The organism is Sphingomonas pituitosa NBRC 102491, from assembly GCF_001598435.1.
Classification (GTDB): Bacteria; Pseudomonadota; Alphaproteobacteria; order Sphingomonadales; family Sphingomonadaceae; genus Sphingomonas; species Sphingomonas pituitosa.
The window spans coordinates 22,825-47,909 of record NZ_BCYY01000019.1; the positions used below are offsets into that span (position 1 = coordinate 22,825).

The following is a 25,085-nucleotide window of genomic DNA, read 5'->3' on the forward strand; positions in this document are numbered from 1 at the left end:
CCCGGCTGGGCGATTCTCAGGCCAGCGCTGCCGGGCGCTTGCGGCGGGTGCGGATCGCGCCGCCGGCGAGGCCGAAGCCGCCGATCAGCATCGCCCAGGCAGCCGGCTCGGGCACCGCGCCGCCGCTGGTGCCGGTCAGGCGGATGCCGAGATTCTGCTCGCGCAGGCGGCGCCAATTGCCTTCGCTGCCGTGGAGATAGGCGACCAGCGGCTGCGACGCGCCACCGGGCATGTAGCTCTTCGAATCGTCGCTCGCCGAGAAGACGACGAAATAGGAGCCTGCGCCCAGGGCCCATTTCAGCGAATCGGCGCCCTGCCAGTCGACCGTGCCGCGGTTCACGAAATCGACCGAGTACAGCAGGTTCGCCGGCACGAAATCGATCTCGCTGTAGATGTTGGCGATGAGGCGCGCGCCTTCGTCGCCGCCGATCCAGCCATAGATGCCGTCGACGGTGACGGCCTTGTCGAGGCTGAAATAGCCGGCGAGGCTGCGGGTGTTGGTGACCGACATCGCGCTCGAGACGCTGGTGGTGCCGGCGCCGGTATCGAGGATCGGCGCGGCCTGGGCGGTGCCGGCGGTCGCGAGCAGGGCGGCGGCAACCGCCGTGAATGCGGACTTCATTGTTCTTTTCCTTCGCAACGAATGGTTAGGGATCTTCTAGCGACCGGGCGGTTCGGTCTCGACCGCGGCGTTGCGGGATTCCGTCTCACTCCCGCGGGATTGCGTCTCAGCGCTGTCCCGATTCGAGCGGCGCGCTCGCCGTGGCTGCCAGCGACGAGCCGGCGTAGAACAGGAGCGTGCATGCGAGTGCGCCCCGAAGCAGATACTTCATCGCGGACCTTGATTGTTACGGATGTGTGGCAGGGCGGTTAGCCGCTGGTGACCGGGCTTCCAAGGCGGTGATGCCCGCTGCCGATCCCGTTTCGGCACGTGCGGGTCACCCGCAATGCGCGCCGGGTCGGCGTACGGTGTCGCAACCGCGTCACACGCGTGCGGCATTACGGCACGGACGGCGATCCCCCCTGTGCAGCCGCATCTCCGTCTGCCATCTTGTCCATCGACATGCGCCAAGGAACCTCCGCCCGATGCCAAGGCTTGCCCCTTCGGGGCCGCATGATCCCCGCGCCCCGCGCCAACACCGAAAGGACCGCATGAGCCGCAAGCCTGTCCCCGCCCAGTCCGGCGAACGTTCCCGGGTAGAGGTGACCTTCGACAAGCCCCAGCTCCTGCCGCAGCTCTTCGGAGAGTTCGATGCCAACCTGCTGATGCTCGAGGAGCGGCTGGGCGTGTACATCCACGCGCGCGGTCAGCGAGTGGTGATCGAAGGCGGTACCGAGGCAGTGGCGCATGCCCGCGAGGTGCTGCAGGAACTGCACAGCCGGGTTATCCGCGGCGAGGCGGTCGATGGCGGGCTGATCGACGCGGTGATCGCGATGTCGACCGAGCCGATGTTCACGGGCATCCTCCGCGCCGAGCCGGCGGGTGGCGGCCCCAAGCCGTCGATCATGATCCGCACGCGCAAGAAGACGATCGTGCCGCGTTCGGTGACGCAGACGCATTACATGCGCGAGCTCGCCTCGAACGACCTGATCTTCGCCCTCGGCCCGGCGGGCACCGGCAAGACCTATCTGGCGGTGGCGCAGGCGGTGGCGCAGCTGATCACCGGCAGTGTCCAGCGGCTGATCCTGTCGCGTCCGGCGGTGGAGGCGGGCGAGCGGCTCGGCTTCCTGCCCGGCGACATGAAGGAAAAGGTCGATCCCTATCTCCGCCCGATCTACGACGCGCTGTATGATTGCCTGCCCGCCGAGCAGGTCGAGCGACGGATCGCCAGCGGCGAGATCGAGATCGCGCCGATCGCCTTCATGCGGGGCCGCACGCTGGCCGACGCCTTCGTCATCCTCGACGAGGCGCAGAACACCACGCCGATGCAGATGAAGATGTTCCTGACGCGATTCGGCCAGAACAGCCGGATGGTGATCTGCGGCGACCCCAACCAGACCGATCTTCCCGGCGGGCCGAACGCATCGGGGCTGAACGACGCGGTCAACCGGCTGGAGGGCGTGGAGGGCATCTCGATGGTGCGCTTCGGCATCGGCGATGTGGTGCGCCATCCGATCGTGGGCCGGATTGTCGCGGCCTATGAGGGCGAAGGTTGAAGCGCGGGATATCCCGGCCTACATTTGGGATATCCCTTTCGGAGACGCGGCGTGGCATCGCTCTACATCAAGGACAGCGAGACAAACGAGCGGGTAAGCCGTCTCGCAACCCGTCTCGGCCTTTCCAAGACCGAGGCAGTGCGCCGTGCCATCGACGCGCTGGAACAGCGCAGCGGTGACGACACACTGGCCCGGGCGCGCGACTGGCTCGCGCGATTCGACGCGCGCTTCCCCACGCCCGAACCGCGCGAAGCGACAGCGGACAAGGCGTTCTTTGATTCGCTTTCCGGCGATCTGTGACGCTGTTCGTCGACGCATCGGCCGCCATCGCGATTCTGGGCGGCGAGTCCGAACGCGAGTCGATGCTGGCCCGGCTGCTCGACGAGGACGCGATCTGGTCGCCGGTCGCGCGATGGGAGACGATCGTCGGTCTGCACAAATCCTATCGGCTGACGCTGCCCGAGGCGACGCAGCGCACCTTTGCCTTTGCCGAGGAACTGCGCATCCGCATGATCGCGATCGGCGAGCAGGAAGCCGATCTGGCACTGCGGAGTTATGCGGTTTACGGCAAGGGCGTGCACCCGGCCGCGCTCAACATGGGGGATTGCTTCGCCTATGCCTGCGCCGTCGCGAACAACGCCCGCTTGCTCTACAAGGGAAATGACTTTGTCCAGACGGACCTCGCCTGATGCTTGACGTTGCCGCCCTCCCCGAATCCCCCTGGCCCGACGGCGACTGGGAGGCGCTCGCGCTGCGCGCGGCCGAGGCGGCGCTGGCGCAGACGCCCTATGCCGACTGGCAGGGCTCGCCGACGGCGATCGAAGTCGCGGTGCGCTTCACCAGCGACGACGAAGTCCACACGCTCAACCGCCAGTATCGGGACAAGGACAAGCCGACAAACGTGCTGTCCTTCCCGATGATCCAGCCCGACCTGCTCGATACCGTCACGCAGAACAGCGATGATGGCGAAGTATTGCTGGGCGATATCGTGCTTGCGCACGGCGTCTGTTCGGCCGAAGCGAGCGAGCGCGGCATATCCGTGGAAGATCATGCCACGCATCTGATTGTCCATGGCATGCTGCATCTGCTAGGCTATGATCATATCGAGGATGGCGAGGCGGAAGCCATGGAGGCGATGGAACAGGCCGCCATGTCGGCGCTGAACCTGCACGATCCCTATCCCGTACGCGAGGACTGACCACCAACATGAACGAGGGCCCTAGTACCGGCTCGCCCGAACACCGACACGAAAACGGCGGCATCTGGCGCAGTTTGCGCGCGCTCCTGTTCGGCGAGGAACAGGAGGAATCGCTGCGCGATCGCCTGGAAGAAGCCATCGAGGAGCATGAGAGCGAGGGCGGCACCCCGCCGGCCGGCGACCTTGCCCCGATCGAGCGGCAGATGCTCAAGAACCTGCTGCATTTCGGCGAGCGCGATGCCGGCGATGTCGGCGTGCCCCGTGCCGACATCATTGCGGTGGAGGAGCAGACCAGCTTCGCCGATCTCGTCCAGCTGTTTGCCGAAGCCGGCCATAGCCGCCTGCCTGTCTATCGCGAGGAGCTCGATACGATCATCGGCATGGTCCATATCAAGGACGTGTTCGAGATCCTGGCCAAGGGCGAGACCTATCCGCCGGACATTTCCGGGCTGATCCGCCAGCCGCTCTACGTGCCGCAATCGATGGGGGCGCTCGATCTGCTCGCGCAGATGCGCGTCAAGCGGACGCACCTCGCCGTCGTGCTCGACGAATATTCGGGCACCGAGGGGCTGATCACCATCGAGGACCTGATCGAGGAAATCGTCGGCGAGATCGAGGACGAGCATGACGAGGCGCCGGCCGCGCTGATCGTGCCGATCGACGGCGGCGGCTGGGAAGCCGATGCGCGTGCCGAGCTGGAGGACGTCGCCGAGACGGTCGACCCGCGTCTGGCTGAGGTTGAGGAAGATGTCGATACGATCGGCGGTCTCGCCTTCGTGCTGGCGGGGCATGTGCCGGCAGTCGGCGAATGTCTCGAGCATGGCAGCGGCTGGAAGCTCGAAGTCATCGATGCCGACGAGCGCAAGGTCAACCGCCTGCGGCTGCATCCACCCGAAATGCGCGCGGAGGATGCGGCATAACTTCTCAAACTGCGTGACAGGCATATATTGTTCATCACCAGTTTAGTCGGGTGCGGTTAGCCTGAAGCTCTCGACAGGGGAGTGTGGGATGCGTTGGATATTGGGTGTTGCCGCACTGGTTGGCGCGGGGACTGCGCATGCGCAGGAAATGGCGTTCACCGGTCTGGCCGCAGGCGTCGAAGCTGGGGTGATAGAGCACCATTTCTATCTCGACGTGAAAGTGAACGACCGTCCATATTCCAGCCGTTACTATCGTGATACCGCTTTCGGCGGCGGCAGTTTTGCCAGTTACGATGTGGCGATTGCGCGCCGTTGGCGGCTGGGGGCGGAAGCGGAGTTTACGGCCGGCGGCGGTTCGCCCGAGGCGGTGATCCGCGACAGCTTCCGCTACGCCCAGTCCCCGCGGTTCGGATTTCGCGCTACCGGCCGCCTGGGCTTTGTCGTCAGGCCGAAGCTGATGCTGTAAGGCAAGGGTGGCTTTGGTGGAAACCGCTACCGGCTTACCAACAACGCCGGGGTGCAGGACGTGCACGGCTGGAGCAGCAGCTTCGTCGTCGGCGGCGGGGCCGAATGGCGCGTCGCCGATCGGGTGGGGCTGCGGCTCGACTATGCCCATGTGGACAACAGCAGCCACCAGGTGATGCTGGGCGTGCCGGTGCGCTTCTGACGCCTATCCGGCGAGTCCGATCAGGCTGATCTGTCGACCATAGTCGGGCTCGCCGCGGTGCGTGGCGCGGCGGAAGCTGAAGAAGCGGAGCTCGTTCGCATAGGTGTCGAGGCCCATCGCCTCGATGGTCCGCAGCCCGGCCATCGCCAGCCGGTGGACGACATAGGCTTCCAGGTCGAACTGGAAATGTTCGGTCCGGCCATCGGCGAAGAAGCGCTCATTGGCCGGGTCCTGCTCGCAGAAGCGGCGGAAGAAGCCGGCGTCGACTTCGTAGCTCGCACGCGCGATGCAGGGGCCGATCGCGGCGGCGATACGATCGCGGCGGGCGCCCAGCGCTTCCATTGCGGCGATCGTCGAATCGGTGACGCCGCCGATCGCGCCCTTCCAGCCGGCATGCGCGGCAGCGACGACGCCGGCTTCGCGATCGGCGAACAGCACCGGCGCGCAGTCGGCGGTGAGGATGCCCAGCACCAGCCCCGGCTGGTTGGTGACCAGCGCATCGGCCTTGGGGCGCAGCGCCTCGTCGAACGGCGCGATCACCGTCACCGCATCGGCCGAATGGACCTGGTAGACGGTGACCAGCCGCGCGCCGGGCAGCACGGCCTGAACCGCGCGGCAGCGATTCTCGGCGATGGCCGCGGGATCGTCGTTCGATCCGGTGCCGACGTTGAGCCCCGCGACCACGCCCGTAGAGACGCCGCCGATGCGACCGAGAAAGCCGTGCGGCACGCCCGCCAGTGCGCGGCCGCGGTTCACTTCCACGTTGCTCACAGGGCCAGCCGCATCAGTCGATCCTCATCGGCATGGTTGCCCACCATGAAGGCATAGGGTCCGCGATCCTCGAAGCCGTAGCGCTGGTAGAAGCGCTTGGCGCGGTGGTTGTCGACATAGACGGAGAGCCACATCTCGGCGGCGCCGCGTGCGCGGGCGGTGGCGAGCGCCCAGTCCATCAGCGCCTGCGCGGCGCCGCTGCCCTTGGCGCGATCGAGCAGGTAGAGCTGGCGGAGTTCGATCGCGGGGCCGTGCGGCGTGGCAGGCAGGCTTATCGGCCCGAGCTTGCAATAGCCGGCGATGCCTTCCGCATCCTCGATGACCCGGAAGGCGAACGCCGGATCGGCCAGCTCCTCGGCCCAGCCCTCGATCGTGAACTTTGCGAGGAAGGCGGTGAGATCCTCGGGCGCGTACAGATGCGCGAAGGTCGCCTGGAAGCTTTCCCGAAACACCGCGTCGATCGCGGCGGCATCGGCGGGGGTGGCGTCGCGGAAGGTCATGCGAACCCCGCCGGTACTGGCCAGCCCGGCGCGGTGAGCGCGATTACCTTGAACAGCGATCCCATCTGGTCGTCGCCGACCAGCCGGTTGCGATCGCTGGCGATGGCGTCGCCGCGCTCCGGCGCCACGCGGGCCAGCGCACGGGCGCGGTCGTCGATGCCGAGCGCTTTCAGGAAATCGCCCTGCGTCACCGGGCCATGGACGGTCAGCCCCTCGGCCTCTGCTGCTTCCTTGAGCGTGCCGAAATCGACATGCGCGGTGAGGTCCGCCTCGCCGGGCGCGTCGAACGGATTGGCGAAGGCATGGCCGCGCACCGCCTGCAGCGTGTCGCCGATCGCCGGGCCCTCATAGCCATAGTCGATGATCAGCGCCGCGCCGCCCTGCGCCAGCAGCCGCTGGGCGAGCGCGCGGAGCAGCGACACGCTGGCCGGCGAGGTCTCGAGGATCGAACCCGGCGCGGCATCGCGCAGCGCCGGCGGAATCACCGGATCGAAGCCGCGATCGCCGGTGACCGGCAGGAACAGCGTGTCCTGGCAGGCGACCAGCCGCTCGCGCCAGCCTTGTGCGGTGTGGACCAGCTGGCGGATCGGCAGTGCGTCGAAGAACTCGTTGGCGACGACGAGCAGCGGCGCATCCTCCGGCAGGCCGACCAGATCGAGGTGCCATTCGGCGTGCGGCACGCGCTCCTTCTGCGCGGCGCGCAGCACGGGGCTCGCTTCGAGGAAGTCGACCGGCGGGGCGAACCCGGCCTTGCCCATCGCCCGCAGCGCGTCCGCCGCGAGCGTGCCGCGGCCCGGCCCGAACTCGACATAGCGGGCGGCCTCGGGGCGGCCGGCGCGATCCCACAGATCGGCGAGCCACAGGCCGGTCAGCTCGCCGAACATCTGGCTGATCTCGGGCGCGGTGGTGAAGTCGCCCCGCGCGCCCAGCGGATCGCGGGTCGCATAATAATGGGCGTTTGCGGCGCCCATGAACTGCGAGAGCGGAATCGGCCCGGCGAGCGTGATCGCGCGCGCCAGCCGTTCGGGGAGTGCGGGCTCGGCGGCGTTGTCGCGGCGTTCGTCGGGCTGGGCGTTCAGGGGGTTGGTCATGGCCGGGCAGGTCAGGCGACGCTCGGCCCGGTGATCGCCTCGATCCGCTTGCGGCGGCCGGGGGCGGTGGCGATCAGGAACAGGCCGCCCGCGATCATCGGCAGGCACAGCCACTGGCCCATGTGCAGGCCGGTGAGGTCGACCAGCCAGACCAGCTGGCGATCGGGCTCGCGGAAGAATTCGACGAAGAAGCGGCACAGGCCGTAGCCGAGCAGGAAGATGCCGGCGAGCTTGCCCGGCTGGTAGCGCGCATCGGTGCGCCAGAAGAAGAACCAGAGCACCGCGAACAGCAGCAGCCCTTCGAGGCCCGCCTCGTAGAGCTGGCTGGGATGCCGCGCAGGCTCCGGCAGGCCGGCGGCCACGGTGCCGCGGAACACGATCGCCCAGGGCACGTCGCCCGGCTTGCCCCACAGCTCGCCGTTCACGAAATTGGCAAGGCGGCCGAAGAACAGCCCGAACGGCGCGCAGCAGACGACATAGTCATGCACGCGCAGCCAGTTGAGCTTGTGCTGCCACGACAGCCAGACAATCGCCAGCGAGGTGCCGATCACGCCGCCATGGAAGCTCATGCCGCCTTCCCACAGCATCAGGATCTGCAGCGGATTGGCGAACATCTCCGGCGCGTAGAAGATCACATAGCCGAGCCGGCCCCCCAGGATGATGCCGAGCGTGGCGTAGAACACCAGATCGTCGGCATGGCGCCGCGCCATCGGCGCGCCGGGCTGGGCGAGCAGCTTCATCAGGTACACCCAGCCGAGCAGGATGCCGCTGATATAGGCCAGCGAATACCATTTGATCTGGAAGAAGCCGAGGTTGATCGCCACCGGATCGAGGTGGAGATCGTTGTAGTGAAGATGTCCGCCGGCAGCGGCAAGCAGGGTTGGCAGCACGGTAATCCCCGGCGTGAGAAGCAATTGCCGCCCGCGATAGAGCCAAAATGCCGCAAACCCAAGGGGGAGCGATCAGGCTGATCGAAAGCCCATGCTGGCGTGGGCGCGCGCCCCGCGATAGAGCGAGGTGATGGCAGGCACCTCCGCACCCCGCATCCGGCTCGACCGACGCAGGCTGTTGATCGGCGGCGGCGCGGGACTTGGGCTGGTGGTTGCCTGGGGCCTGTGGCCGCGCAGCTACGCGCCGAACCTCGCGGCCGGCCCGGGCGAGAGCCTGTTCGGCGCCTGGTTGAAGATCGGCAAGGACGGGCAGGTGCGCGTCGCGGTGCCTCAGGCGGAGATGGGCCAGGGCGTCTATACCGCGCTCCCGCAGATACTCGCCGACGAGCTGGGGGCGGACTGGAAGCTGGTCGGCGTCGAGCCCGCGCCGCTCAACCCGCTCTACGCCAATCCGCTGGCGGCGCAGACCCTGTTCGCCGCGGCGCTGGGAAGCCTGCCGGAGAAGGTGCAGCGCAGCCATGCCGCGCGCGCCGACCTGATGCTCACCGCGGCCTCCACCTCGGTGCGCGCTTTCGAGGACGATCTCCGCCAGGCGGGCGCGGCGGCGCGGGTGTTGCTGTGCAAGGCAGCCGCGCGGCGCTGGGGCGTGGACTGGCAGGCGTGCGGGACCGCGGGCAACGCCGTGATCCACGGCAGCCAGCGGCTGGGCTTCGGCGATCTGGCCGAGGCGGCGGCGCGCGAGAAGGTGCCGGCGCAGCCACCCTTGCGCGGCGGCGATAGCGGACGGCTGTACGGCCAGCCGCTGCCGCGGCTCGACGCGCCGGCGAAGATCGACGGCAGCGCCAATTTCGCGGCCGATGTCCGGCTGCCGAACATGGTCCATGCGGCGATCCGGCAGGGGCCGGTGGGCGAAACCGAGCTGGTGCATGTCGATCGCGAGGCGGCCAATCGCGTGCGCGGCATGCTGTCGATCGTCACGACGAAGCAATGGCTGGCAGCGGTGGCGAGCAACTGGTGGGCTGCCGAACGCGCGCTCCAGGCATTGCGGCCGCGCTTCCGCAACCCCGCGACGGTGGTCAACGACGACAGCATCGACGCGGCGCTCGATGCGGCGCTGGAAGGCGACGGCGCCCGCATCGCGGCGAAGGGCGACCTTGCCGCCGAGTTCCGCGGCGCGCGGGTGGTGACGGCGGACTATCGCGTCGGTCTCGCCCCGCATGCGCCGCTCGAGCCGATGACCTGCACCGCGGACTTTGCCCATGGCCGGCTGTCGCTCTGGCTGCCGACCCAGGCACCGGGGCTGGCGCGCGCGGCGGCGGCCAAGGCGCTGGGCGTGGATCCGGCGCGGGTGACGGTGCATGCGATGCTCGGCGGCGGTTCGTTCGGCGCGAAGCTCGAGGTCGACGCCGGCGTGCAGGCGGCGCTCGTTTCGCAATCGGTGGGCCGGCCGGTGCAGCTCACCTGGCCGCGCGATGAGGATCTGCGGCGCGATCGTTTCCGCCCCGCCGCCGCCGCGCGGCTAACCGCCAAGCTGGGGCAGGGCGGCACCATCTCGGCCTGGCTGGCGAAGATCGCCGCACCTTCGACCGGCCGCGAGCTGGCGGCGCGGCTGCTCGCCGGCGACACGATCGTGGCGGCGGGGCTGGCGCTGCCGGGCAAGGAAGATGCGTCCGCCGTGGAAGGCGCAGTACCGGCCTACGCCATCCCGAACCTCGCGGTCGATCATCACCCGGCCGAGATCGGCGTGCCGACCGGCTATTGGCGCTCCGGGGCGCACAGCTACACCTGCTTCTTCGCCGAGAGCTTCGTCGACGAGCTGGCGCATGTCGCCAATCGCGATCCGCTGTCGTTCCGCATGGCGATGCTCGGCAATCAGCCGCGGCTCGCGCGCTGCCTGCAGACCGCGGCGCAACTCGGCGGCTGGCAGGGCGGCGAGCCGGGCAGCGGGCAGGGCATCGCAGCGCACGCCTTTCGCGGATCGTATATCGCGGTGATGGCCGAGGCGCATCTGACCCCGCAGCGCGAGATTGTCGTCGAGCGGCTGGTTGCCGCGGTGGATTGCGGGCGCGTGGTCAATCCCGATCTCGTCCGCCAGCAGATCGAGGGCGGGCTGCTGTTCGGCCTCGCCGCCGCGCTGGGCGCGCCGACGACGTTCAGCGAGAACATCGCCGACGTCCAGACCTTCGCCGATCTCGCCCTGCCGACGCTGGCGAACACGCCCGATATCACGGTGGAGATCCTGCCGAGTGGATCGGACCCGGGCGGGGTGAGCGAACTCGCCGTGCCGCCGACCGCGCCCGCCATCGCCAACGCGTTACAAACCGCCACCGGCACGCGATTTCGTCGCCTGCCTTTGCTATCGGATGCCGAATGACCCTGCCTGCCGACCATCCGAAGATCCCGCCTGCCCGCATCGGCGTGCTGCTGGTCAATCTCGGCACCCCCGATGCGCCCGATGCCGGGGCGGTGAAGCGCTATCTCGGCGAGTTCCTGTCCGATCGCCGCGTGGTCGAGATCCCGCCCTTGCTCTGGCAGCCGATCCTGCGCGGCATCATCCTGCGCACCCGGCCGAAGAAATCGGCGCATGCCTATGCCCAGGTGTGGCGCGAGGACGGCTCGCCGCTCGCCGCGATCACCAAGGCGCAGGCGCGCGGGCTGGAGGGCGCGTTCGGGCCGGACGTGACGGTCCTGCACGCGATGCGCTACGGCAAGCCGTCGGTCGGCGATCAGATCGCCGTGCTGAAGGCGGAAGGGTGCGAGCGCATCCTGGTGGCGCCGCTCTACCCGCAATATTGCGCGGCGACGACCGCGACCGCCAACGACGTCGCCTTCGCGGCGCTGATGGCGATGCGCTGGCAGCCGGCGCTGCGCACGCTGCCGCCTTATTATGACGATCCCGCCTATATCGACGTGCTCAAGACCAGCGTCGAAGAGGGGCTGGCCGGCCTCGACTTCACCCCCGACGCGGTGATCGCCAGCTTCCACGGCATGCCGCAGCGGACGCTGGAGCTGGGCGATCCCTATCACTGCCATTGCCGCAAGACCGGCCGCCTGCTCGGCGAGGCATTGGGGCGCGAGCTGATCGTCACCTTCCAGTCGCGCTTCGGCCGCGCCAAGTGGCTGGAGCCCGCGACAGACACGACGCTGGAGGCGCTACCGGCCCGCGGCATTCGCCGCATCGCGATCGTCGCACCTGGTTTCTCCGCCGACTGCCTGGAAACGCTGGAGGAACTGGCGATCCGCGGCCGCGAGAGCTTCCTCCATTCCGGGGGCACCGATTTCGCATATTTGCCTTGTCTCAATGACGGCGCCGCGGGCATGGGGTTGCTCAAGCACATTATCGGGCGCGAACTTGCCGGCTGGGTGAACCCCGCCTAGCCAATTCTTGATTTGATTTGTGGAGAGGAATGCACATGGCACGTGTAGCGGTCGTCACTGGCGGCACCCGCGGTATCGGCGAGGCGATCAGCCTGGCGCTCAACGAGGCCGGCATCACCGTCGCCGCCAACTATGCCGGCAATGACGAGAAGGCCGCCGCCTTCACCGAACGCACCGGCATCAAGGCGTACAAGTGGGACGTCGGCGATTTCGACGCCTGCGCCGCCGGTGTCCAGCAGGTCGAGGCCGAGCTGGGCCCGGTCGACATCGTCGTCAACAATGCCGGCATCACTCGCGACGGCACGATCCTGAAGATGAGCCGCGAGATGTGGGAAGACGTGATCCGCATCAACCTGGGCGGGTGCTTCAACATGGCGCACGCGGTGTTCCCGGGCATGCGCACGCGCAAATGGGGCCGCATCGTCAACATCGGCTCGATCAACGGCCAGGCCGGCCAGTACGGCCAGGTGAACTATGCCGCCGCCAAGTCGGGCATTCACGGCTTCACCAAGGCGCTGGCGCAGGAAGGCGCGCGATTCGGCGTGACGGTCAACGCCATCGCGCCGGGCTATATCGATACGGACATGGTCGCGGCGGTGCCGGCGGACGTGCTGGAGAAGATCGTCGCCAAGATCCCCGTCGGTCGGCTGGGCCAGGCGAACGAGATCGCGCGTGCGGTGGCGTTCCTGTGCGCCGAGGAGGGCGGGTTCGTCACCGGTTCGACGCTGTCGATCAACGGCGGCCAGCATATGTACTGACCAAAAACAGGGGGGCCGGATCCTCGCGGATCCGGCCCCCGGCGTCTCTCGATACGCTACGCGAGAGCAAATGTACGCGTACAACTCGTTTGCATTAGAGCGGTTCCCTTGAGCGAACCCTGAACGAATTGGTTATTTCCCGTTCATCTTCGCATCCGCAGCACTGGCGGGCGGCGGAGGAGCCGTTAAGAGGAAGCCATGCGCTTCCGGCCTCGCTTCCTCGCCCTCCCGCCGCTGGCGCTTTCCATCCTGTTCCTGTCCGCTTCGGGCAGGGAATTGCGCACGCCGCTGGGCGCGAATCCGGTGATGCACGCCGTCCCCGTGCCGCTGGCCCCGGAAGATCCGGGGCGGACCACGGTGGGGCGGCTCCGCTATCTGGGCGGCGTACGGTTGACGAGCCCCGACCTCGGCTTCTCCGGCTTCTCGGCGCTGAGCGTGGTGGGGGATCAATTCACCCTGGTCAGCGATCGCGGCAACCTCGTCCGATTCCGCATGGGCGCCGATTGGCAGCCCTTCGATCTCCGCTTCGGCGATTTGCCGGCCGGCCCGGGCAGCAGCGCGTACAAGGGGGATCGCGATGCCGAATCGCTGACGCGGGATCCGGTGACGGGCGAATTCTGGATCGGCTTCGAATCGCGGGACGCGATTTTCCGATATGATCCGGATTTCCGGAAAGGACTGGGCGGCGCGACGCCGCAGGCGATGAAGCGTTGGCCGCGCAACGGCGGGGCGGAATCGATGGTGCGACTCGCCGACGGGCGGATGCTGGTCCTCGCGGAAACCGCCCGGCGTCGCGGCGGGCCGGTCGCCGAACGGGAGATCCTGCTGTTCCCGAGCGACCCCACTACCGGCAATCCGCAGCCGATCCACCTCGCCTATGTCCCGCCCGCCGGCTATGATCCGAGCGACGCCGCGCTGCTGCCCGATGGGCGACTGCTGGTGCTGGTGCGGCGATTCGCGCTTTCCTCGCTGTTCACCGTGAAGATCGAGCTGGTCGACATTCGCGGCGCGCGGGCAGGCCAGGTGCTGCACGGCACCGAAATCGCGGACTTCGCGCCGCCGCTCCAGCATGACAATTTCGAAGGACTGGCGGTGCAGCGCGAAGGTGATTCGCTGGTGCTGTGGATGATCTCGGACGACAACGAGCAATGGTGGCAGCAGACGCTGCTGCTCAAATTCCGCCTGAACCTCTAGCGAGCACGCACGGAAAAACCCGCCACTGCATGCAGTAGCGGGCCAAACCGTTGATCTTAAGGAAGATCAGGCCGCTTCGGCGGTGCCGGCGGTCGCCTTGCGCACTTCGCGCTTCAGGCGACGGGCGCGCAGCGAGAGATCCTCATCGCTCGACTTCAGCAGCCAGTTGTCCAGGCCGCCGACATGCTCGACCGAACGCAGGCCGTGCGTGGAAACGCGCAGACGGATGCTCTTGCCGAGCGAATCCGAGATCAGCGTCACGTTCTGCAGGTTGGGCAGAAAGGTGCGCTTGGTCTTGTTGTTGGCGTGGGAAACATTGTGTCCCACCTGCCGGCCCTTGCCGGTCAGCTCGCAAATGCGCGACATCGCTTCAAATCCTGAGTTGGGCGGTAAGCCGGAAAGGCCGCGCTGTTAGCGTCGATGCGCGCCGCAGTCAACCGATTCACGAGGAACGGTGCGCAACCCGCACGCCGTCGGGGCGTTGGGCAGGTGAAACGATAAGAGGAGTCGAGGATGCGCGCAATCCTGGGGTTGCTGGGAATTCTGGTGCTGGTTGCCGTCGTGCTGATCGCGCTGGGCTTTCTCAATGTCGACGTGCGCGGCGGCAAGCTGCCGACGGTCGCGGCGGAAACCGGCAAGGTCTCGGTCGGCGAATCGAACAGCACCGTTCGCGTGCCGAGCGTCGAGATGAAGGACAAGCAGGTGAAGCTGCCGACCATCGACGTGCAGAAGGCGCCGGAGCCGACGCCGTCGCCGGCGAAATGACGCCGACCGCGGGCCGAATCGCGGCGGCGGCCCTGCTGCCGCCGTTCGGCATCTATCTGGAGGAAGGGGCGGGGCGGCCTTTCCATATCGCCTGCGGGCTGACGATGCTCGGCTTCGTGCCCGGGGCGGCCTATGCCTTGTGGCGGCTGTTCCGCCGACCGTCGCGGGCTGCCGCCTGAGCAGAGGTGACCGCACGACGCGGCGCGGCTAAGCCGGGCGCGATGTTCCCGCTCCCTCCCCCGATGCAGGCCGCGCTGGCGGCGGCGCGCGATGCCGCCGCGCAGGGCGAAGTGCCCGTGGGCGCGGCGATCGTGCTGCACGGCGCGGTGATCGCCACCGCCGCCAACGCGCCGCGCGCGCGCCACGACCCCACCGCCCATGCCGAGATGCTGGCGATTCGCGCGGCTGCGCAACTGCTCGGCCGCGACCGGTTGGAGGATTGCGATCTGTGGGTGACGCTCGAGCCCTGCGCGATGTGTGCCGGTGCCATCGCCCATGCCCGAATCGCGCGGCTCTATTACGGTGCGAGCGATCCGAAGGGGGGCGCAGTGGAACATGGTCCGCGCCTGTTCGGCCAGCCGACCTGCCACCATCGCCCGGAGGTCTATGCGGGAATCGGCGAGGCCGAGGCGGGATCGGTGCTGCGCGACTTCTTCCGCGCCCGGCGCTGATCCACCGCAGGCTGGCTGCCTGGCCGCAATCGGTGTAGCATGCGAAAAAACGGGAGAGGTGCCGATGCGTCTGCCGCACTGCCTTGCCGGAGCGTTGCTGCTGCTGCCTTTCGCAGCGGCGGCCGCCGATCGGCCGATGCTGAGCTGGGGCAAGCCCGGCGTCACGATCGAGACCTATCGCGACGACGCCGTCGCCTGCGGGCGCGAGGGCTATTATCTCGACGTGTCGAATACCGAGGCGGCGAAGGTGTTCAAGCAGGCATCGTCCCAGCTCGAGAACAACGAAGCGAGCCTGTCGATGGGGGGCGATGTCGATCGGGCGATCCAGATCGCCAATGATTCGAGCCGAATCGTCGAGCGCACCCGGCCGGCGCAGCGCATGAAGGAAGTGCGGACACTTTTGCAGGATACCGTTTCCAGCTGCCTGCGGGCGCGGGGCTATGCCCAGTTCCAGCTTACGCCCGAGCAGCAACGGCATTTGCGCGCGCTGCGGCCGGGCTCTCCGGCGCGTCACGCCTATCTGCACGGGCTTGCCAGCGATCCCGCGATTCTGGCGGCGCAGAAGCTCTAAATCGTCTTCGCACCGCAAAAGGTTGTGAACAGGGCGCCGCTGCGGATATGAGGGCGGTGCACCATGAGCGCACCTTTTCCCTGGATCGACGTAGCGATCATCTTCGTGCTGATCGCGATCAACGGCATTTTCTCCATGTCGGAGCTGGCGATCGTCTCCGCGCGCCCGGCGCGGCTGGAGGCGCTGGCCCGGCTGGGCAATCGCGGCGCCAAGACCGCGATCGAGCTCGCCGAGGACCCCGGCAAGTTCCTGTCCACCGTCCAGATCGGCATCACCCTGATCGGCATCGTCGCCGGTGCCTATTCGGGCGCCAGCCTGGGCGAGCCGGTGGGCAAGCGTATCGAGGCACTGGGCCTTTCCGCGGAGCTGGCGCACACGCTGGGCATCACCGTGGTCATCGGTCTCACCACCTATTTCTCGCTCGTGGTGGGCGAGCTGGTGCCCAAGCAGTTCGCGCTGCGCTCGCCCGAACCGATCGCAGCGGCGATGGCGCTGCCGATGCGCTGGCTTTCCTGGGGCACGGCGCCGGTCGTCTGGCTGCTCGATTCGTCGACCGGGCTGGTGTTCCGCCTGCTGCGCCTCAACCGCGAATCGGAGAATCGGGTCACTGCCGAGGAGCTCCACCTGATCGTCGCCGAAGCGAGCAAGTCGGGCGTGATCGAGGAGCATGAGCGCTCGATCATTTCCGGCGTCGTCCGCCTCGCCGATCGGCCGGTGCGCGAGGTGATGACGCCGCGCACCCAGGTCGACTGGCTCGACGTGGACCTCGACGGCGCCGGCATCCGCGAGGAGCTGCTGGCGACGCCGCACACCCGCCTGCCGGTGGCCGAGGGCTCGATCGACGCCGTGATCGGCGTGGTCCAGGCGCGCGACATCGCCGCGGCGCTGTTCCGCGGCGAGCCGCTCGACCTGCGCAAGCTGATGCGCAAGGCGCCGGTCCTGCCCGACCAGGTCGACGCGATGGACGCGCTCACCGCGCTGCGCCAGGCCGAGGTGCCGATGGGGCTGGTCCACGACGAGTATGGTCATTTCGAAGGGATCGTCACGCCGGCCAACCTGCTGGCGGCGATCGCCGGCGAATTCGCGTCGGACGCTGAGCCGGGCGACAATCCCAATATCGTCGTGCGTGAGGACGGCTCGTTGCTCGTCGCGGGTGCGACGCCGGCGGACCAGCTCGCCGAACGCCTCGGCATCGACCTGCCCGAGGATCGTGATTACGCAACAGTCGCGGGCCTGGCGCTGGCGGTGTTCAAGCACCTGCCGGTGGAGGGCGAGGTGTTCGAGCAGCAGGGCTGGCGGTTCGAGATCGTCGACCTCGACGGCCGCAAGATCGACAAGCTGCTGGTGAGTCGCGGCGCCGGCTGACAGGCGGTATCCAGCGGCGCGAAATCGACCGCGCCCCTTATAGTTGCGCCCTCATCCCGCGCATGGTAGCGCCCGCGGCTTGAATGGGGCCATTCCGCGTCCCTAACTTCAGGCTTTTCGGGAACCCATGTTCGCCACTCCAGCATATGCACAGGCCGCAGGCGCGGCTGGTCAGGGTAGCACTCTGGCCGGGATCGCGTCGGTCGCACCGCTCGTCCTGATCTTCGTCGTCTTCTACTTCCTGATGATCCGTCCGCAGCAGAAGCGGATGAAGTCGCTGCAGGACGCGGTGAAGTCGGTGAAGAAGAACGACACCGTCATCACCGCCGGCGGGTTGATCGGCAAGGTCACCCGCGTCGACGAAACCGAGGTCGAGATCGAGCTCGGCCCCAACGTCAAGGTCCGCGCGATCAAGTCGACGCTCGCTGAAGTGCGCCCGCACGGCGCCAAGCCCGCGAACGACTGATGCTGGATTTCCCGCGCTGGAAGGTCTGGTCGATCACGCTCGGCCTTGCCCTGATGGTCCTGCTCGCCGTGCCGAGCCTGGTGCCGGAGAGCATCCGCAACACCTGGCCGCACTGGGTGCCCAAGCCCGCCGTCAATCTCGGCCTCGATCTCGCGGGCGGTTCGAACCTGCTCCTCGAGGGCGATACGAGCGACGTGCAGCAGACCAAGCTCGAGCAGATGCGCGAGCAGGTGCGCCTGGCGATGCGCCGCGATCCGCGCGTGGAAATCGGCGACATCTCGATCGCCGGCGGCAAGCTGAGCTTCATGGTCCGGGATCCCGGCAAGGTGGATGCGGCGCGCGAGAAGCTGCTGCCGATGACCAACGGCGTCGGCACCACCGGCCAGCGCGACTGGGAAATCTCCGTCGTCGATTCGACCCGTTTCGTGCTGACGCCCACCCAGGCGGGCCTGAACCAGCAGATCGAAACCGCGATGAACGACGCGCGCGAAGTGGTCGACAAGCGCATCAACGCGCTCGGCACCCGCGAGCCGACCGTGATCCGCGAAGGCAGCAACCGCATCGTCGTGCAGGTACCGGGCCTGCAGGACCCCAGCCAGCTCAAGGCGCTGCTCGGCAAGACCGCCAAGCTGGAATTCAAGCTGGTCGACCTGAGCGTGACGCCGCAGCAGATTGCCAGCGGCGACATTCCCGTCACCTCGCAGCTGCTCCAGTACGAGAACGGCGCGCCGATCGTGGTCAACCGCACCGCGATGATCACCGGCGACATGCTGGTCGATGCCAAGCAGAGCTATGACGAGCAGGGCCGTCCCGACGTGACGCTGCAGCTCGACGGCGCCGGCGCCAAGCGCTTCGCCCGGGTGACCACCGAAAATACCGGCAAGCCGTTCGCGATCATCGTCGACAACAAGGTGATCTCGGCCCCGAACATCAACACGCCGATCCTCGGCGGCAGCGCCTCGATCTCGGGCGGGTTCACGGTCGACAGCGCCAACCAGCTTGCCGTCGCGCTGCGGTCGGGCAAGCTGCCGATCAACCTGAAGGTCGTGCAGGAATCGACCGTCAGCCCCGAACTCGGCAACGATTCGATCCGCGCCGGCATCACCGCATCGGTGATCGCGATCGTCGCGGTGGTGGTGTTCATGGTGCTGACCTATGGCCGCTTCGGCGTCTATGCGAACATCGCCGTGACGCTCAACGTGCTGGTGATCCTCGCGGTGATGGGCATGCTCAACGCCACGCTGACGCTGCCCGGCATCGCCGGCTTCGTCCTGACCATCGGTACCGCGGTCGACGCCAACGTGCTGATCAACGAGCGTATCCGCGAGGAACGCCGCCGCGGGCGCAGCGTGATGCAGGCGGTGGAGCTGGGCTACAAGGAAGCCAGCCGCACCATCTTCGAAGCCAACGTCACTCACGCGATCGCCGGCGCGATCATGCTGGTGCTCGGCTCGGGCCCGATCCGCGGCTTCGCGGTGGTGCTGCTGATCGGCATCGCCAGCTCCGTCTTCACCGCCGTGGTGTTCACGCGCATGCTCGTCACGCTCTGGCTGCGCCGCAAGCGCCCGAGCGAGATCCACATTTAAGGAAGCGCCGACATGCGGCTCCTCAAGATCGTACCCGACAACACCAATATCGGCTTCGTCCGCATCCGGTTCATCGCGTTCGCGATCACCGCGCTGCTGACGGTGGCCGCGATCGGTCTCGTCGCGGTGCACGGCCTGAACTATGGCGTCGACTTCGTCGGCGGCGTGTCGATCGAGGAGAAGTTCACCTCGGCCCCGCCGACCGACCAGCTGCGCGAGACGGTGAACCAGCTCGGTTACGGCGAGGCCACGCTGCAGGAAATGGGCGGCAAGAACCTCGTTACCATCCGCCTGCCGGTGCCGAAGTCGAACGATCCGGGCGCGACCAATGCGATGGTCGAGCGGGTGAAGGCGGCGGTCGCGGCGAAATTCCCCGGCGCCACCTTCTCCACCTACTCCACCGTCTCCGGCAAGGTCTCGAACGAGCTGATCCGCAACGGCGTGCTCGCCGTGGTGCTGGCGATCGTCGGCATCGCGATCTTCTCGTGGCTGCGCTACGAATGGCAGTTCGGCGTCTCGACCGCGGTGGCGATCCTGCACGACGTGCTGATGACGCTGGGCTTCTTCGCGCTGACCCAGCTGGTGTTCGATCTCAACATCGTCGCCGCGGTGCTGACGATCATCGGCTATTCGATCAACGACAAGATGGTGATCGACGACCGAATCCGCGAGAACATGCGTAAGTACCGCAAGATGGGGATGAGCGAGCTGATCGACCTCTCGGTCAACGAGACGCTGCCGCGTACCGTGATGACCTCGCTCACCATCCTTATCGCGCTGGCGTCGCTGCTGATCTGGGGCGGGCACGTGCTGCGCGGCTTCACCTCGGCAATGATGCTGGGCATCGTGGTCGGCACCTATTCGTCGATCTACGTCTCGTCCTCGCTGCTGATCACCCTGGGCCTCAAGCCCGGCGTGAAGCGCGAAAAGGCCGATTCGATCGCCGACAATGCCGAGCGCGTGGCGCCGCGCGAGCGGCCGTGACGTGAAGATCGAGCGGCGCAGCGCCGAGGGGCCGCTGATCTCCGGATTTTCCGGCGGCGGCTTTCGCGTCGACGAGAATGTCTATCACGGGCTGATCATCACGCCACAGCGCGCGGACGGATGGTCGCCCCCGGTGGTCGCCGAGCTGACCGAGGCCGACCTCGAAGCGGCCTTCGCACTAGATCCGCAGCCGGAATTCCTGCTGCTCGGCACCGGCGCGACGCTGGTGCGCCCGCCGCTGAGCCTTGTAAAGGCGCTGGGTGCGCGCGGCATCGGCATCGAGGCGATGGACAGCCGCGCGGCGGCACGCGCCTGGGGCGTGCTGCGCGCCGAGCTGCGCTGGGTTGCAGGGGCGCTCTACCCGCTCGCCTGAACTTCCATAGCGAACAAGGCGGGCAGCGCGCGTTCCAGCCGCGCCGGCGCCGCCGCCCAGCGATCCGGATCGAACGCGTCGTTCAGCAGATACTGCGCGAACCATAGGCGTGTCGCTTCGGGCCGGACCGGCGGGCCGTGCCTTGGACAATCGCATCCACGAACGGCGCCAGCGCGTCATCAGGTGCCCGCACCGGGTTCAGCGAGACGTCGCGCATGGTGTGGCCGAGATGCGCTTCATCCATCACCACCCCGCCAAAACGCCCCTGCCACAGATGCCCCGTCCAGCGATGGAGATGCGCTGGAATATCCCCGGAATATCCCCGGAATCGCCGGCGCCATCGGCCAAAGAGATCGTAAATATGCGCGAAATATAAATCTACGAATCTTCGTCTTTATTATAAAACGAACCGACATAATCATATACAGCCCGGGCGTATCGGATTATGAATAGCCAACGGCCGCAATAGCTGACTCGATGATCAGATAGATAAATGCAAGGTGGAGCGCGTGGTAATTTTACGACGTGCTGTTTTGTATTGGAAAAATCTTATGAGCGACGTGGCAGAATTGAAAAAAGACGAGCTTGTCGAAAATGCGGCGGTGACTCACGTGAATATCAAGTCGCGTAGATTCCCGAATGTATTTTTGCGGCTAGATGGCAGTGGAGTAAATACCACCAGTCCCAATGGCGCCGGGGTCGTGAATGGCCAGTACAATGCTGGCCCTTACGAGAAATTCATTCTGTCGGACAATCGAGACGGCACAGTTTCTTTCGAATCGGCGCAATTCAAGAATGTGTTTTTGCGAATGGATGGAAGGGGCGTCGTAGGGTTTTCCGGCAGCGGCGGAGGGGTTGTTAACTGCCAATATACCGCAATGGAATATGAGAGGTTCAGGCTTGTTCTTAACGCTGACCTCAGTGCCTCTATCGAATCCGTACAGTTCGATAAGGTATTCCTGCGTCTGGATGGCAGCAGCGTAAAGGCGCCTACTGCTCCAGGCGGCGGTGTCGTCAATTGTCAATACGGTGTAGGGGAATACGAAAAGTTTGTCATCGTACAAGCTTCGTAATATACGGGGGAATGGATGGTCGTTCCGGCGATCATCCGTTGCCTTCGAAATGGCTATTGAGGCAAAATGCGCTGAAAATATGCTAGAATTACAGTGACAGTTTACTGACTAACCGAAATCTGTTTCCGAACTAGCCCTCACAATATCCCTATTTCGTGGCGAGCAGCACCGGCGGACGGATGCCGACGTCTTGCGTGCGCGGCCTCTCCCTTTCAGCGGGAGACTAAAGGGGCGGAGCGGTGTGTGTCACGGAGACGCTGCCGCGGCTCAGCCCTGCTTCGCCTGATACTTTGCCCGGAAATCATTGGCGAAGGCGGTAAGCCGCTGTTCCTCGATCGCCGCGCGCAGATCCGCCATCAGGGTCTGGTAGAACCAGAGATTGTGCTCGGTCATCAGCATCGCGCCCAGGATTTCGCCGGCGCGGACGAGATGGTGGAGATAGGCGCGGCTCCAGGTGCCGCAGACCGGGCAGGGGCAGGTGGGGTCGAGCGGGCCCTGGTCCTCGGCGAACTTGGCGTTGCGGATGTTGATCGGGCCGGTTCGCGTAAACGCCTGGCCGGTGCGGCCCGAGCGGGTGGGCAGCACGCAATCGAACATGTCGATGCCGCGCTCGACTGCGCCGACAATGTCGTCGGGCTTGCCGACGCCCATCAGGTAGCGGGGCTTGGCTTCGTCGAGCTGGCCCGGCGCATAGTCGAGCACGCCGAACATCGCCTCCTGGCCCTCGCCCACCGCGAGGCCGCCGACCGCATAGCCGTCGAACCCGATGTCCTTCAGCGCGTCGGCGCTCGCCTTGCGCAGCCCCTCGTCGAGCGCGCCCTGCTGGATGCCGAACAGGGCGGCGCGGGCGGCGTGTTCCTCACCCGAATCGAAGCCGGCGCGGCTGCGCTTGGCCCAGCGCATCGATCGTTCCATCGCCTTGGCCTGCACGTCGCGGGTCGAGGTGGTCGGCACCAGCTCGTCGAACGCCATGACGATGTCCGAGCCGAGCAGCCGCTGGATCTCCATCGAGCGTTCGGGGCTCATCATGTGGCGCGAGCCGTCGAGGTGCGAGGCGAAGGCGACGCCTTCCTCGCTGCGCTTGGTGAGCTCCGACAGGCTCATCACCTGATAGCCGCCCGAATCGGTGAGGATCGGCCGGTCCCAGCCCATGAACTTGTGCAGCCCGCCCAGCCGCGCGACGCGCTCGGCGGTGGGGCGCAGCATCAGGTGATAGGTGTTGCCGAGCAGGATGTCGGCGCCGGATGCGCGCACGTCCTGCGGCTTCACGGCTTTCACGGTGGCGGCGGTGCCGACCGGCATAAAGGCGGGCGTGCGGATCTCGCCGCGCTGCATGGCGATGGTGCCGCGACGCGCCTTGCCGTCGGTGGCGTGGATGGTGAACTGGAAACGGGGCATGGGGTGCTATTGGCGCGTTTGGGGCCGGAATCCAAGGGAGGGGCGTGTGGCGGAACAGGACGACGAACTGCGGGCGATGGCGACGCATCGCGGGCTGAAGCTGGTGAAGTCCCGGAGGCGCAAAGCGGGCGGCGACTTCGGACGCTATGGGCTGAAGGATGCGGGTGGGGCGGAGGTGTTCGGCTTCGGCGCAGACGGGCTCACTGCCGATGCGGACGCGATCCGGGAGTTTCTGCGCGGCGGCATGCGAAGCGACTGGAGCACGTCGGTCGATACCACGCCGGGCCCGAAGCGGGCGGCGAAGCCGAAGCCCGCGCCCAAACCGAAGCCCGCGCCGCCGCCCAAGCCGCGCTTCAAGCCCGACGTCGCGAACCTGCTCCGCGACCTGCCCGAAGCGAAGGACGCCGAGGCGTTCGAGGATCTACTGCAGCGCCCCGGCGTGCGGATCGAGCGCATCGTCTCGCGCGGGCAATCCACCCCCGAGGACGCGCCGATGGTGCAGGACTGGGACGAATGGGTGGTGCTGCTCGAAGGCGCGGCGGGCATCCGCATCGAGGATTCGGCCGAGGTGCGGCTGGCGCCCGGCGACCATCTGCGGATCGCGGCGGGGCAGAAACATTGGGTGACATGGACCGCGCGCGACCGCCCGAGCGTTTGGCTCGCCGTGCATCTGGACGGATAGGAGCAGGACCATGGCCGAACCCCTCAACCCCGGCGACGACGCAGCGCCCGGTACCCCCGGCACCGGCGAGGATGTCTGCCGGCGCTGCGGCGGCTCCGGCCGGATCGACGGCGCCGAATGCCCGAACTGCGGCGGCACGGGGAAGGTGGTGGAGGGGATCGGCGGGGGGTAACCGTCGAAACCCCTATCCGTTCCCCTGCAAAAGCAGGGGCCCAGGGCAGGAGAGGGAATCGCCCGTGGCCCTGGGCCCCTGCTTTCGCAGGAGCGCAAGGGTGCAGGATCACGGACAGGGCAGGCGCGCTTTAACGCGACGCTTACGGCAGCAGCAGGCCCGCCAGCGCCGCCGACATCAGGTTGGCCAGGCTGCCGGCGATCAGCGCCTTGATCCCCAGCCGCGCGATTACCGGGCGCTGGTTGGGCGCCAGGCTGCCGGTGGTCGCCATCTGGATCGCGATCGAGCTGAAATTGGCGAAGCCGCACAACGCGAAGGTGATGATCGCCTTGGAGCGCGGCGCGAGGTCGGTCGCCTTGCCGAGCTCGATGAAGCCGACGAATTCGTTGAGCACCACCTTGGTGCCAAACAGGCCGCCAGCGGTCAGCGATTCGTGCCACGAGATGCCGAGCAGGTACATCACCGGCGCGAAGATCGTGCCGATGATCGCCTGGAAGCTGAGGCCGGGATAGCCGAACCAGCCGCCGACGATGCCGAGCAGGCCGTTGGCCAGCGCCACGAGCGCCACGAAGGCGAGCACCATCGCACCCACCGCCACTGCGATCTTCACGCCGGTCGAGGCGCCATTGGCCGCCGCCATGATGATGTTGGCGGCGCGTTCTTCCTGGAAATCCTCCTCGGCGACGCGGATCACCTCGTCCTCACCGGACATTGGTGCGTCGATGGCGGCGGGCTCGTCCGGCATGATGATCTTGGCCATCATCAGCCCGCCCGGCGCCGCCATGAACGACGCGGCGAGGAGGTAGGGCAGCGAGGCCGGCCCGAGCAGGCTGGCATAGGCGGCGAGGATCGTGCCCGCGACGCCGGCCATGCCCACGCTCATCACCGCGAACACCTGCGAGGGGGTGAGCCGGGCGAGATAGGGGCGGATCACCAGCGGCGCCTCGCTCTGGCCGACGAAGATGTTCGCCGCCGCGCACAGCGATTCGACCTTGCTGACCCCGGTCACCTTCTCGATCGCGCCGCCGATCCAGCGCACCACCAGCTGCATGATGCCGACATGGTAGAGGATCGAGACGAGGGCGGCGAAGAAGATGATCACCGGCAGCGCGGCGATGGCGAGGCTCTGCCCGCCCAGTTCCGGCTTGGCGAGATTGCCGAACAGCAGCTGGGTGCCCGCGCTGGCATAGCCGAGCAGCGCCGAGACGCCGTTCGCCATGCTGTGCAGCGCCACCTGGCCCCAGGCGGTGCGCAGCACGATAATCGCCATGCCGGCCTGGAGCAGGAAGGCGGGGACGACGATGCGCAGCCGAATCGCCCGGCGATTGCTGGATAGCAGGACGGCGATAGCCAAAATCGCCAGCACCCCGAAAATGCCGATCGGGAAATGAGTCATTCTGAAGTCGTTAGTCCCCACCGCCGGCGGAGTTCGTGCCAGCAAACCGAACGACCATA

At 67.1% G+C, this 25,085-nt stretch carries 32 protein-coding genes; 23 read left to right on the forward strand and 9 right to left on the reverse strand.

The annotated features are described in order from the left end of the window. Positions 1-16: 16 nt before the first annotated feature. Positions 17-622: a PEPxxWA-CTERM sorting domain-containing protein gene (locus SPI01S_RS23090; RefSeq protein ID WP_066724331.1), complete on the reverse strand. Its 606-nt coding sequence runs from the start codon at positions 620-622 to the stop codon at positions 17-19. Positions 623-1,152: 530 nt separating this feature from the next. On the opposite strand from SPI01S_RS23090, the gene SPI01S_RS15280 reads away from it, so the two are divergent. The 7 genes from SPI01S_RS15280 to SPI01S_RS22380 all read left to right on the forward strand — a co-directional run bounded on the left by SPI01S_RS15280 (position 1,153) and on the right by SPI01S_RS22380 (position 4,942). After that, the gene (locus SPI01S_RS15280; RefSeq protein WP_066724333.1) at positions 1,153-2,157 is read left to right on the forward strand and encodes a PhoH family protein; all 1,005 of its coding nucleotides are present in this window, start codon (positions 1,153-1,155) and stop codon (positions 2,155-2,157) included. A gap of 51 nt (positions 2,158-2,208) precedes the next feature. After that, complete coding sequence (locus tag SPI01S_RS15285; RefSeq protein ID WP_066724335.1) at positions 2,209-2,457, forward strand: type II toxin-antitoxin system VapB family antitoxin; 249 nt, start codon at positions 2,209-2,211, stop codon at positions 2,455-2,457. Beyond that, positions 2,454-2,846, forward strand: coding sequence for a type II toxin-antitoxin system VapC family toxin (locus SPI01S_RS15290; RefSeq protein ID WP_066724338.1), 393 nt, complete (start codon positions 2,454-2,456; stop codon positions 2,844-2,846). Before SPI01S_RS15285 ends, SPI01S_RS15290 begins: the two co-directional genes overlap by 4 nt. Next, on the forward strand, positions 2,846-3,355 hold the full coding sequence (gene ybeY / locus SPI01S_RS15295; RefSeq protein WP_066724340.1) for an rRNA maturation RNase YbeY: 510 nt from the start codon (positions 2,846-2,848) through the stop codon (positions 3,353-3,355). Before SPI01S_RS15290 ends, ybeY begins: the two co-directional genes overlap by 1 nt. An 8-nt stretch (positions 3,356-3,363) precedes the next feature. Beyond that, positions 3,364-4,275 carry a hemolysin family protein gene (locus SPI01S_RS15300; protein ID WP_066724342.1) on the forward strand — a complete coding sequence of 304 codons (912 nt, stop codon included), beginning with the start codon at positions 3,364-3,366 and terminating at the stop codon, positions 4,273-4,275. Positions 4,276-4,363: 88 nt separating this feature from the next. Beyond that, complete coding sequence (locus SPI01S_RS15305; protein ID WP_157084731.1) at positions 4,364-4,741, forward strand: hypothetical protein; 378 nt, start codon at positions 4,364-4,366, stop codon at positions 4,739-4,741. Positions 4,742-4,792: 51 nt separating this feature from the next. Beyond that, positions 4,793-4,942 (forward strand): hypothetical protein, encoded by a 150-nt coding sequence (locus SPI01S_RS22380; protein ID WP_157084732.1) that lies wholly within the window; start codon positions 4,793-4,795, stop codon positions 4,940-4,942. Between the two features lie 3 nt (positions 4,943-4,945). On the opposite strand, the gene pgeF is transcribed toward SPI01S_RS22380, so the two are convergent. Genes pgeF through lgt form a run of 4 tightly spaced genes read right to left on the reverse strand, consistent with a single transcriptional unit; the run spans position 4,946 to position 8,194 of the window. Then, positions 4,946-5,713, reverse strand: coding sequence for a peptidoglycan editing factor PgeF (gene pgeF / locus SPI01S_RS15310; protein WP_066724347.1), 768 nt, complete (start codon positions 5,711-5,713; stop codon positions 4,946-4,948). Further along, positions 5,710-6,213 (reverse strand): GNAT family N-acetyltransferase, encoded by a 504-nt coding sequence (locus SPI01S_RS15315; RefSeq protein ID WP_066724349.1) that lies wholly within the window; start codon positions 6,211-6,213, stop codon positions 5,710-5,712. The genes pgeF and SPI01S_RS15315 overlap by 4 nt, the downstream gene beginning before the upstream one ends. Further along, positions 6,210-7,304, reverse strand: coding sequence for a class I SAM-dependent methyltransferase (locus tag SPI01S_RS15320; RefSeq protein ID WP_066724351.1), 1,095 nt, complete (start codon positions 7,302-7,304; stop codon positions 6,210-6,212). The genes SPI01S_RS15315 and SPI01S_RS15320 overlap by 4 nt, the downstream gene beginning before the upstream one ends. Positions 7,305-7,315: 11 nt before the next feature. Beyond that, complete coding sequence (lgt, locus tag SPI01S_RS15325) at positions 7,316-8,194, reverse strand: prolipoprotein diacylglyceryl transferase (protein WP_084253505.1); 879 nt, start codon at positions 8,192-8,194, stop codon at positions 7,316-7,318. 130 nt (positions 8,195-8,324) lie between these two features. Between lgt and SPI01S_RS15330 the strand changes: the two genes are divergently transcribed. From SPI01S_RS15330 to SPI01S_RS15345, 4 genes are all read left to right on the forward strand, one after another. Beyond that, positions 8,325-10,568: a xanthine dehydrogenase family protein molybdopterin-binding subunit gene (locus SPI01S_RS15330; protein ID WP_066724556.1), complete on the forward strand. Its 2,244-nt coding sequence runs from the start codon at positions 8,325-8,327 to the stop codon at positions 10,566-10,568. Next, positions 10,565-11,572, forward strand: a complete 1,008-nt coding sequence (gene hemH, locus SPI01S_RS15335; protein WP_066724357.1) for a ferrochelatase — start codon at positions 10,565-10,567, stop codon at positions 11,570-11,572. The genes SPI01S_RS15330 and hemH overlap by 4 nt, the downstream gene beginning before the upstream one ends. A 35-nt stretch (positions 11,573-11,607) precedes the next feature. Then, complete coding sequence (gene phbB, locus SPI01S_RS15340) at positions 11,608-12,330, forward strand: acetoacetyl-CoA reductase (protein ID WP_066724360.1); 723 nt, start codon at positions 11,608-11,610, stop codon at positions 12,328-12,330. A 198-nt stretch (positions 12,331-12,528) separates the two neighbouring features. Continuing rightward, positions 12,529-13,524 carry an esterase-like activity of phytase family protein gene (locus SPI01S_RS15345; RefSeq protein WP_066724363.1) on the forward strand — a complete coding sequence of 332 codons (996 nt, stop codon included), beginning with the start codon at positions 12,529-12,531 and terminating at the stop codon, positions 13,522-13,524. Between the two features lie 66 nt (positions 13,525-13,590). Here SPI01S_RS15345 and rpmB read toward each other — a convergent pair whose 3' ends face one another. Further along, complete coding sequence (gene rpmB, locus SPI01S_RS15350) at positions 13,591-13,890, reverse strand: 50S ribosomal protein L28 (protein WP_066724366.1); 300 nt, start codon at positions 13,888-13,890, stop codon at positions 13,591-13,593. A 147-nt stretch (positions 13,891-14,037) separates the two neighbouring features. Between rpmB and SPI01S_RS15355 the strand changes: the two genes are divergently transcribed. From SPI01S_RS15355 to SPI01S_RS15395, 9 genes are all read left to right on the forward strand, one after another. Further along, a complete protein-coding gene (locus SPI01S_RS15355) occupies positions 14,038-14,289 on the forward strand; it encodes a hypothetical protein (RefSeq protein WP_066724369.1) in 252 nt (83 codons plus the stop codon). Then, positions 14,286-14,468 (forward strand): YqaE/Pmp3 family membrane protein, encoded by a 183-nt coding sequence (locus SPI01S_RS15360; RefSeq protein ID WP_066724371.1) that lies wholly within the window; start codon positions 14,286-14,288, stop codon positions 14,466-14,468. Before SPI01S_RS15355 ends, SPI01S_RS15360 begins: the two co-directional genes overlap by 4 nt. Positions 14,469-14,531: 63 nt before the next feature. Then, the gene (locus SPI01S_RS15365; RefSeq protein ID WP_066724374.1) at positions 14,532-14,960 is read left to right on the forward strand and encodes a nucleoside deaminase; all 429 of its coding nucleotides are present in this window, start codon (positions 14,532-14,534) and stop codon (positions 14,958-14,960) included. A gap of 64 nt (positions 14,961-15,024) precedes the next feature. Continuing rightward, positions 15,025-15,531, forward strand: a complete 507-nt coding sequence (locus SPI01S_RS15370) for a hypothetical protein (RefSeq protein ID WP_066724377.1) — start codon at positions 15,025-15,027, stop codon at positions 15,529-15,531. Positions 15,532-15,594: 63 nt separating this feature from the next. After that, the gene (locus SPI01S_RS15375) at positions 15,595-16,896 is read left to right on the forward strand and encodes a hemolysin family protein (protein ID WP_066724380.1); all 1,302 of its coding nucleotides are present in this window, start codon (positions 15,595-15,597) and stop codon (positions 16,894-16,896) included. A gap of 127 nt (positions 16,897-17,023) precedes the next feature. Continuing rightward, positions 17,024-17,362, forward strand: a complete 339-nt coding sequence (gene yajC, locus SPI01S_RS15380) for a preprotein translocase subunit YajC (RefSeq protein ID WP_066724382.1) — start codon at positions 17,024-17,026, stop codon at positions 17,360-17,362. Then, on the forward strand, positions 17,362-18,948 hold the full coding sequence (gene secD, locus SPI01S_RS15385; RefSeq protein WP_066724385.1) for a protein translocase subunit SecD: 1,587 nt from the start codon (positions 17,362-17,364) through the stop codon (positions 18,946-18,948). Before yajC ends, secD begins: the two co-directional genes overlap by 1 nt. A 12-nt stretch (positions 18,949-18,960) precedes the next feature. Next, complete coding sequence (gene secF, locus SPI01S_RS15390) at positions 18,961-19,932, forward strand: protein translocase subunit SecF (RefSeq protein ID WP_066724387.1); 972 nt, start codon at positions 18,961-18,963, stop codon at positions 19,930-19,932. Beyond that, a complete protein-coding gene (locus SPI01S_RS15395; protein WP_174539116.1) occupies positions 19,898-20,305 on the forward strand; it encodes an Mth938-like domain-containing protein in 408 nt (135 codons plus the stop codon). The genes secF and SPI01S_RS15395 overlap by 35 nt, the downstream gene beginning before the upstream one ends. Positions 20,306-20,387: 82 nt before the next feature. Here the strand turns inward: SPI01S_RS15395 and SPI01S_RS22385 are convergent, their stop codons facing one another. Continuing rightward, complete coding sequence (locus SPI01S_RS22385; protein ID WP_157084733.1) at positions 20,388-20,549, reverse strand: hypothetical protein; 162 nt, start codon at positions 20,547-20,549, stop codon at positions 20,388-20,390. Positions 20,550-20,856: 307 nt separating this feature from the next. Between SPI01S_RS22385 and SPI01S_RS22390 the strand changes: the two genes are divergently transcribed. After that, on the forward strand, positions 20,857-21,378 hold the full coding sequence (locus SPI01S_RS22390) for a hypothetical protein (protein WP_157084734.1): 522 nt from the start codon (positions 20,857-20,859) through the stop codon (positions 21,376-21,378). 267 nt (positions 21,379-21,645) lie between these two features. Here the strand turns inward: SPI01S_RS22390 and tgt are convergent, their stop codons facing one another. Beyond that, positions 21,646-22,776, reverse strand: a complete 1,131-nt coding sequence (gene tgt, locus SPI01S_RS15400; protein ID WP_066724390.1) for a tRNA guanosine(34) transglycosylase Tgt — start codon at positions 22,774-22,776, stop codon at positions 21,646-21,648. 46 nt (positions 22,777-22,822) lie between these two features. On the opposite strand from tgt, the gene SPI01S_RS23095 reads away from it, so the two are divergent. Continuing rightward, positions 22,823-23,458, forward strand: coding sequence for a cupin domain-containing protein (locus SPI01S_RS23095; RefSeq protein ID WP_245653621.1), 636 nt, complete (start codon positions 22,823-22,825; stop codon positions 23,456-23,458). 10 nt (positions 23,459-23,468) lie between these two features. Continuing rightward, entirely contained in the window at positions 23,469-23,630 is a 162-nt protein-coding gene (locus SPI01S_RS22715) for a hypothetical protein (protein ID WP_169804528.1), read from the forward strand. 142 nt (positions 23,631-23,772) lie between these two features. Here SPI01S_RS22715 and SPI01S_RS15410 read toward each other — a convergent pair whose 3' ends face one another. Beyond that, the gene (locus SPI01S_RS15410) at positions 23,773-25,026 is read right to left on the reverse strand and encodes a NupC/NupG family nucleoside CNT transporter (protein ID WP_066724398.1); all 1,254 of its coding nucleotides are present in this window, start codon (positions 25,024-25,026) and stop codon (positions 23,773-23,775) included. Positions 25,027-25,085 lie beyond the last annotated feature (59 nt).

Coding starts and splice junctions, on each gene's coding strand:
- SPI01S_RS23090 (WP_066724331.1), bottom strand. CDS start 622: ATGAAGTCCGCATTCACGGCGGTTGCCGCCGCCCTGCTCGCGACCGCC.
- SPI01S_RS15280 (WP_066724333.1), top strand. CDS start 1,153: ATGAGCCGCAAGCCTGTCCCCGCCCAGTCCGGCGAACGTTCCCGGGTA.
- ybeY (WP_066724340.1), top strand. CDS start 2,846: ATGCTTGACGTTGCCGCCCTCCCCGAATCCCCCTGGCCCGACGGCGAC.
- SPI01S_RS15300 (WP_066724342.1), top strand. CDS start 3,364: ATGAACGAGGGCCCTAGTACCGGCTCGCCCGAACACCGACACGAAAAC.
- SPI01S_RS15305 (WP_157084731.1), top strand. CDS start 4,364: ATGCGTTGGATATTGGGTGTTGCCGCACTGGTTGGCGCGGGGACTGCG.
- SPI01S_RS15315 (WP_066724349.1), bottom strand. CDS start 6,213: ATGACCTTCCGCGACGCCACCCCCGCCGATGCCGCCGCGATCGACGCG.
- SPI01S_RS15320 (WP_066724351.1), bottom strand. CDS start 7,304: ATGACCAACCCCCTGAACGCCCAGCCCGACGAACGCCGCGACAACGCC.
- SPI01S_RS15330 (WP_066724556.1), top strand. CDS start 8,325: ATGGCAGGCACCTCCGCACCCCGCATCCGGCTCGACCGACGCAGGCTG.
- hemH (WP_066724357.1), top strand. CDS start 10,565: ATGACCCTGCCTGCCGACCATCCGAAGATCCCGCCTGCCCGCATCGGC.
- phbB (WP_066724360.1), top strand. CDS start 11,608: ATGGCACGTGTAGCGGTCGTCACTGGCGGCACCCGCGGTATCGGCGAG.
- SPI01S_RS15345 (WP_066724363.1), top strand. CDS start 12,529: ATGCGCTTCCGGCCTCGCTTCCTCGCCCTCCCGCCGCTGGCGCTTTCC.
- rpmB (WP_066724366.1), bottom strand. CDS start 13,890: ATGTCGCGCATTTGCGAGCTGACCGGCAAGGGCCGGCAGGTGGGACAC.
- SPI01S_RS15355 (WP_066724369.1), top strand. CDS start 14,038: ATGCGCGCAATCCTGGGGTTGCTGGGAATTCTGGTGCTGGTTGCCGTC.
- SPI01S_RS15360 (WP_066724371.1), top strand. CDS start 14,286: ATGACGCCGACCGCGGGCCGAATCGCGGCGGCGGCCCTGCTGCCGCCG.
- SPI01S_RS15365 (WP_066724374.1), top strand. CDS start 14,532: ATGCAGGCCGCGCTGGCGGCGGCGCGCGATGCCGCCGCGCAGGGCGAA.
- SPI01S_RS15370 (WP_066724377.1), top strand. CDS start 15,025: ATGCGTCTGCCGCACTGCCTTGCCGGAGCGTTGCTGCTGCTGCCTTTC.
- SPI01S_RS15375 (WP_066724380.1), top strand. CDS start 15,595: ATGAGCGCACCTTTTCCCTGGATCGACGTAGCGATCATCTTCGTGCTG.
- yajC (WP_066724382.1), top strand. CDS start 17,024: ATGTTCGCCACTCCAGCATATGCACAGGCCGCAGGCGCGGCTGGTCAG.
- secD (WP_066724385.1), top strand. CDS start 17,362: ATGCTGGATTTCCCGCGCTGGAAGGTCTGGTCGATCACGCTCGGCCTT.
- secF (WP_066724387.1), top strand. CDS start 18,961: ATGCGGCTCCTCAAGATCGTACCCGACAACACCAATATCGGCTTCGTC.
- SPI01S_RS15395 (WP_174539116.1), top strand. CDS start 19,898: ATGCCGAGCGCGTGGCGCCGCGCGAGCGGCCGTGACGTGAAGATCGAG.
- SPI01S_RS22385 (WP_157084733.1), bottom strand. CDS start 20,549: ATGGATGAAGCGCATCTCGGCCACACCATGCGCGACGTCTCGCTGAAC.
- SPI01S_RS22390 (WP_157084734.1), top strand. CDS start 20,857: ATGAGCGACGTGGCAGAATTGAAAAAAGACGAGCTTGTCGAAAATGCG.
- tgt (WP_066724390.1), bottom strand. CDS start 22,776: ATGCCCCGTTTCCAGTTCACCATCCACGCCACCGACGGCAAGGCGCGT.
- SPI01S_RS22715 (WP_169804528.1), top strand. CDS start 23,469: ATGGCCGAACCCCTCAACCCCGGCGACGACGCAGCGCCCGGTACCCCC.
- SPI01S_RS15410 (WP_066724398.1), bottom strand. CDS start 25,026: ATGACTCATTTCCCGATCGGCATTTTCGGGGTGCTGGCGATTTTGGCT.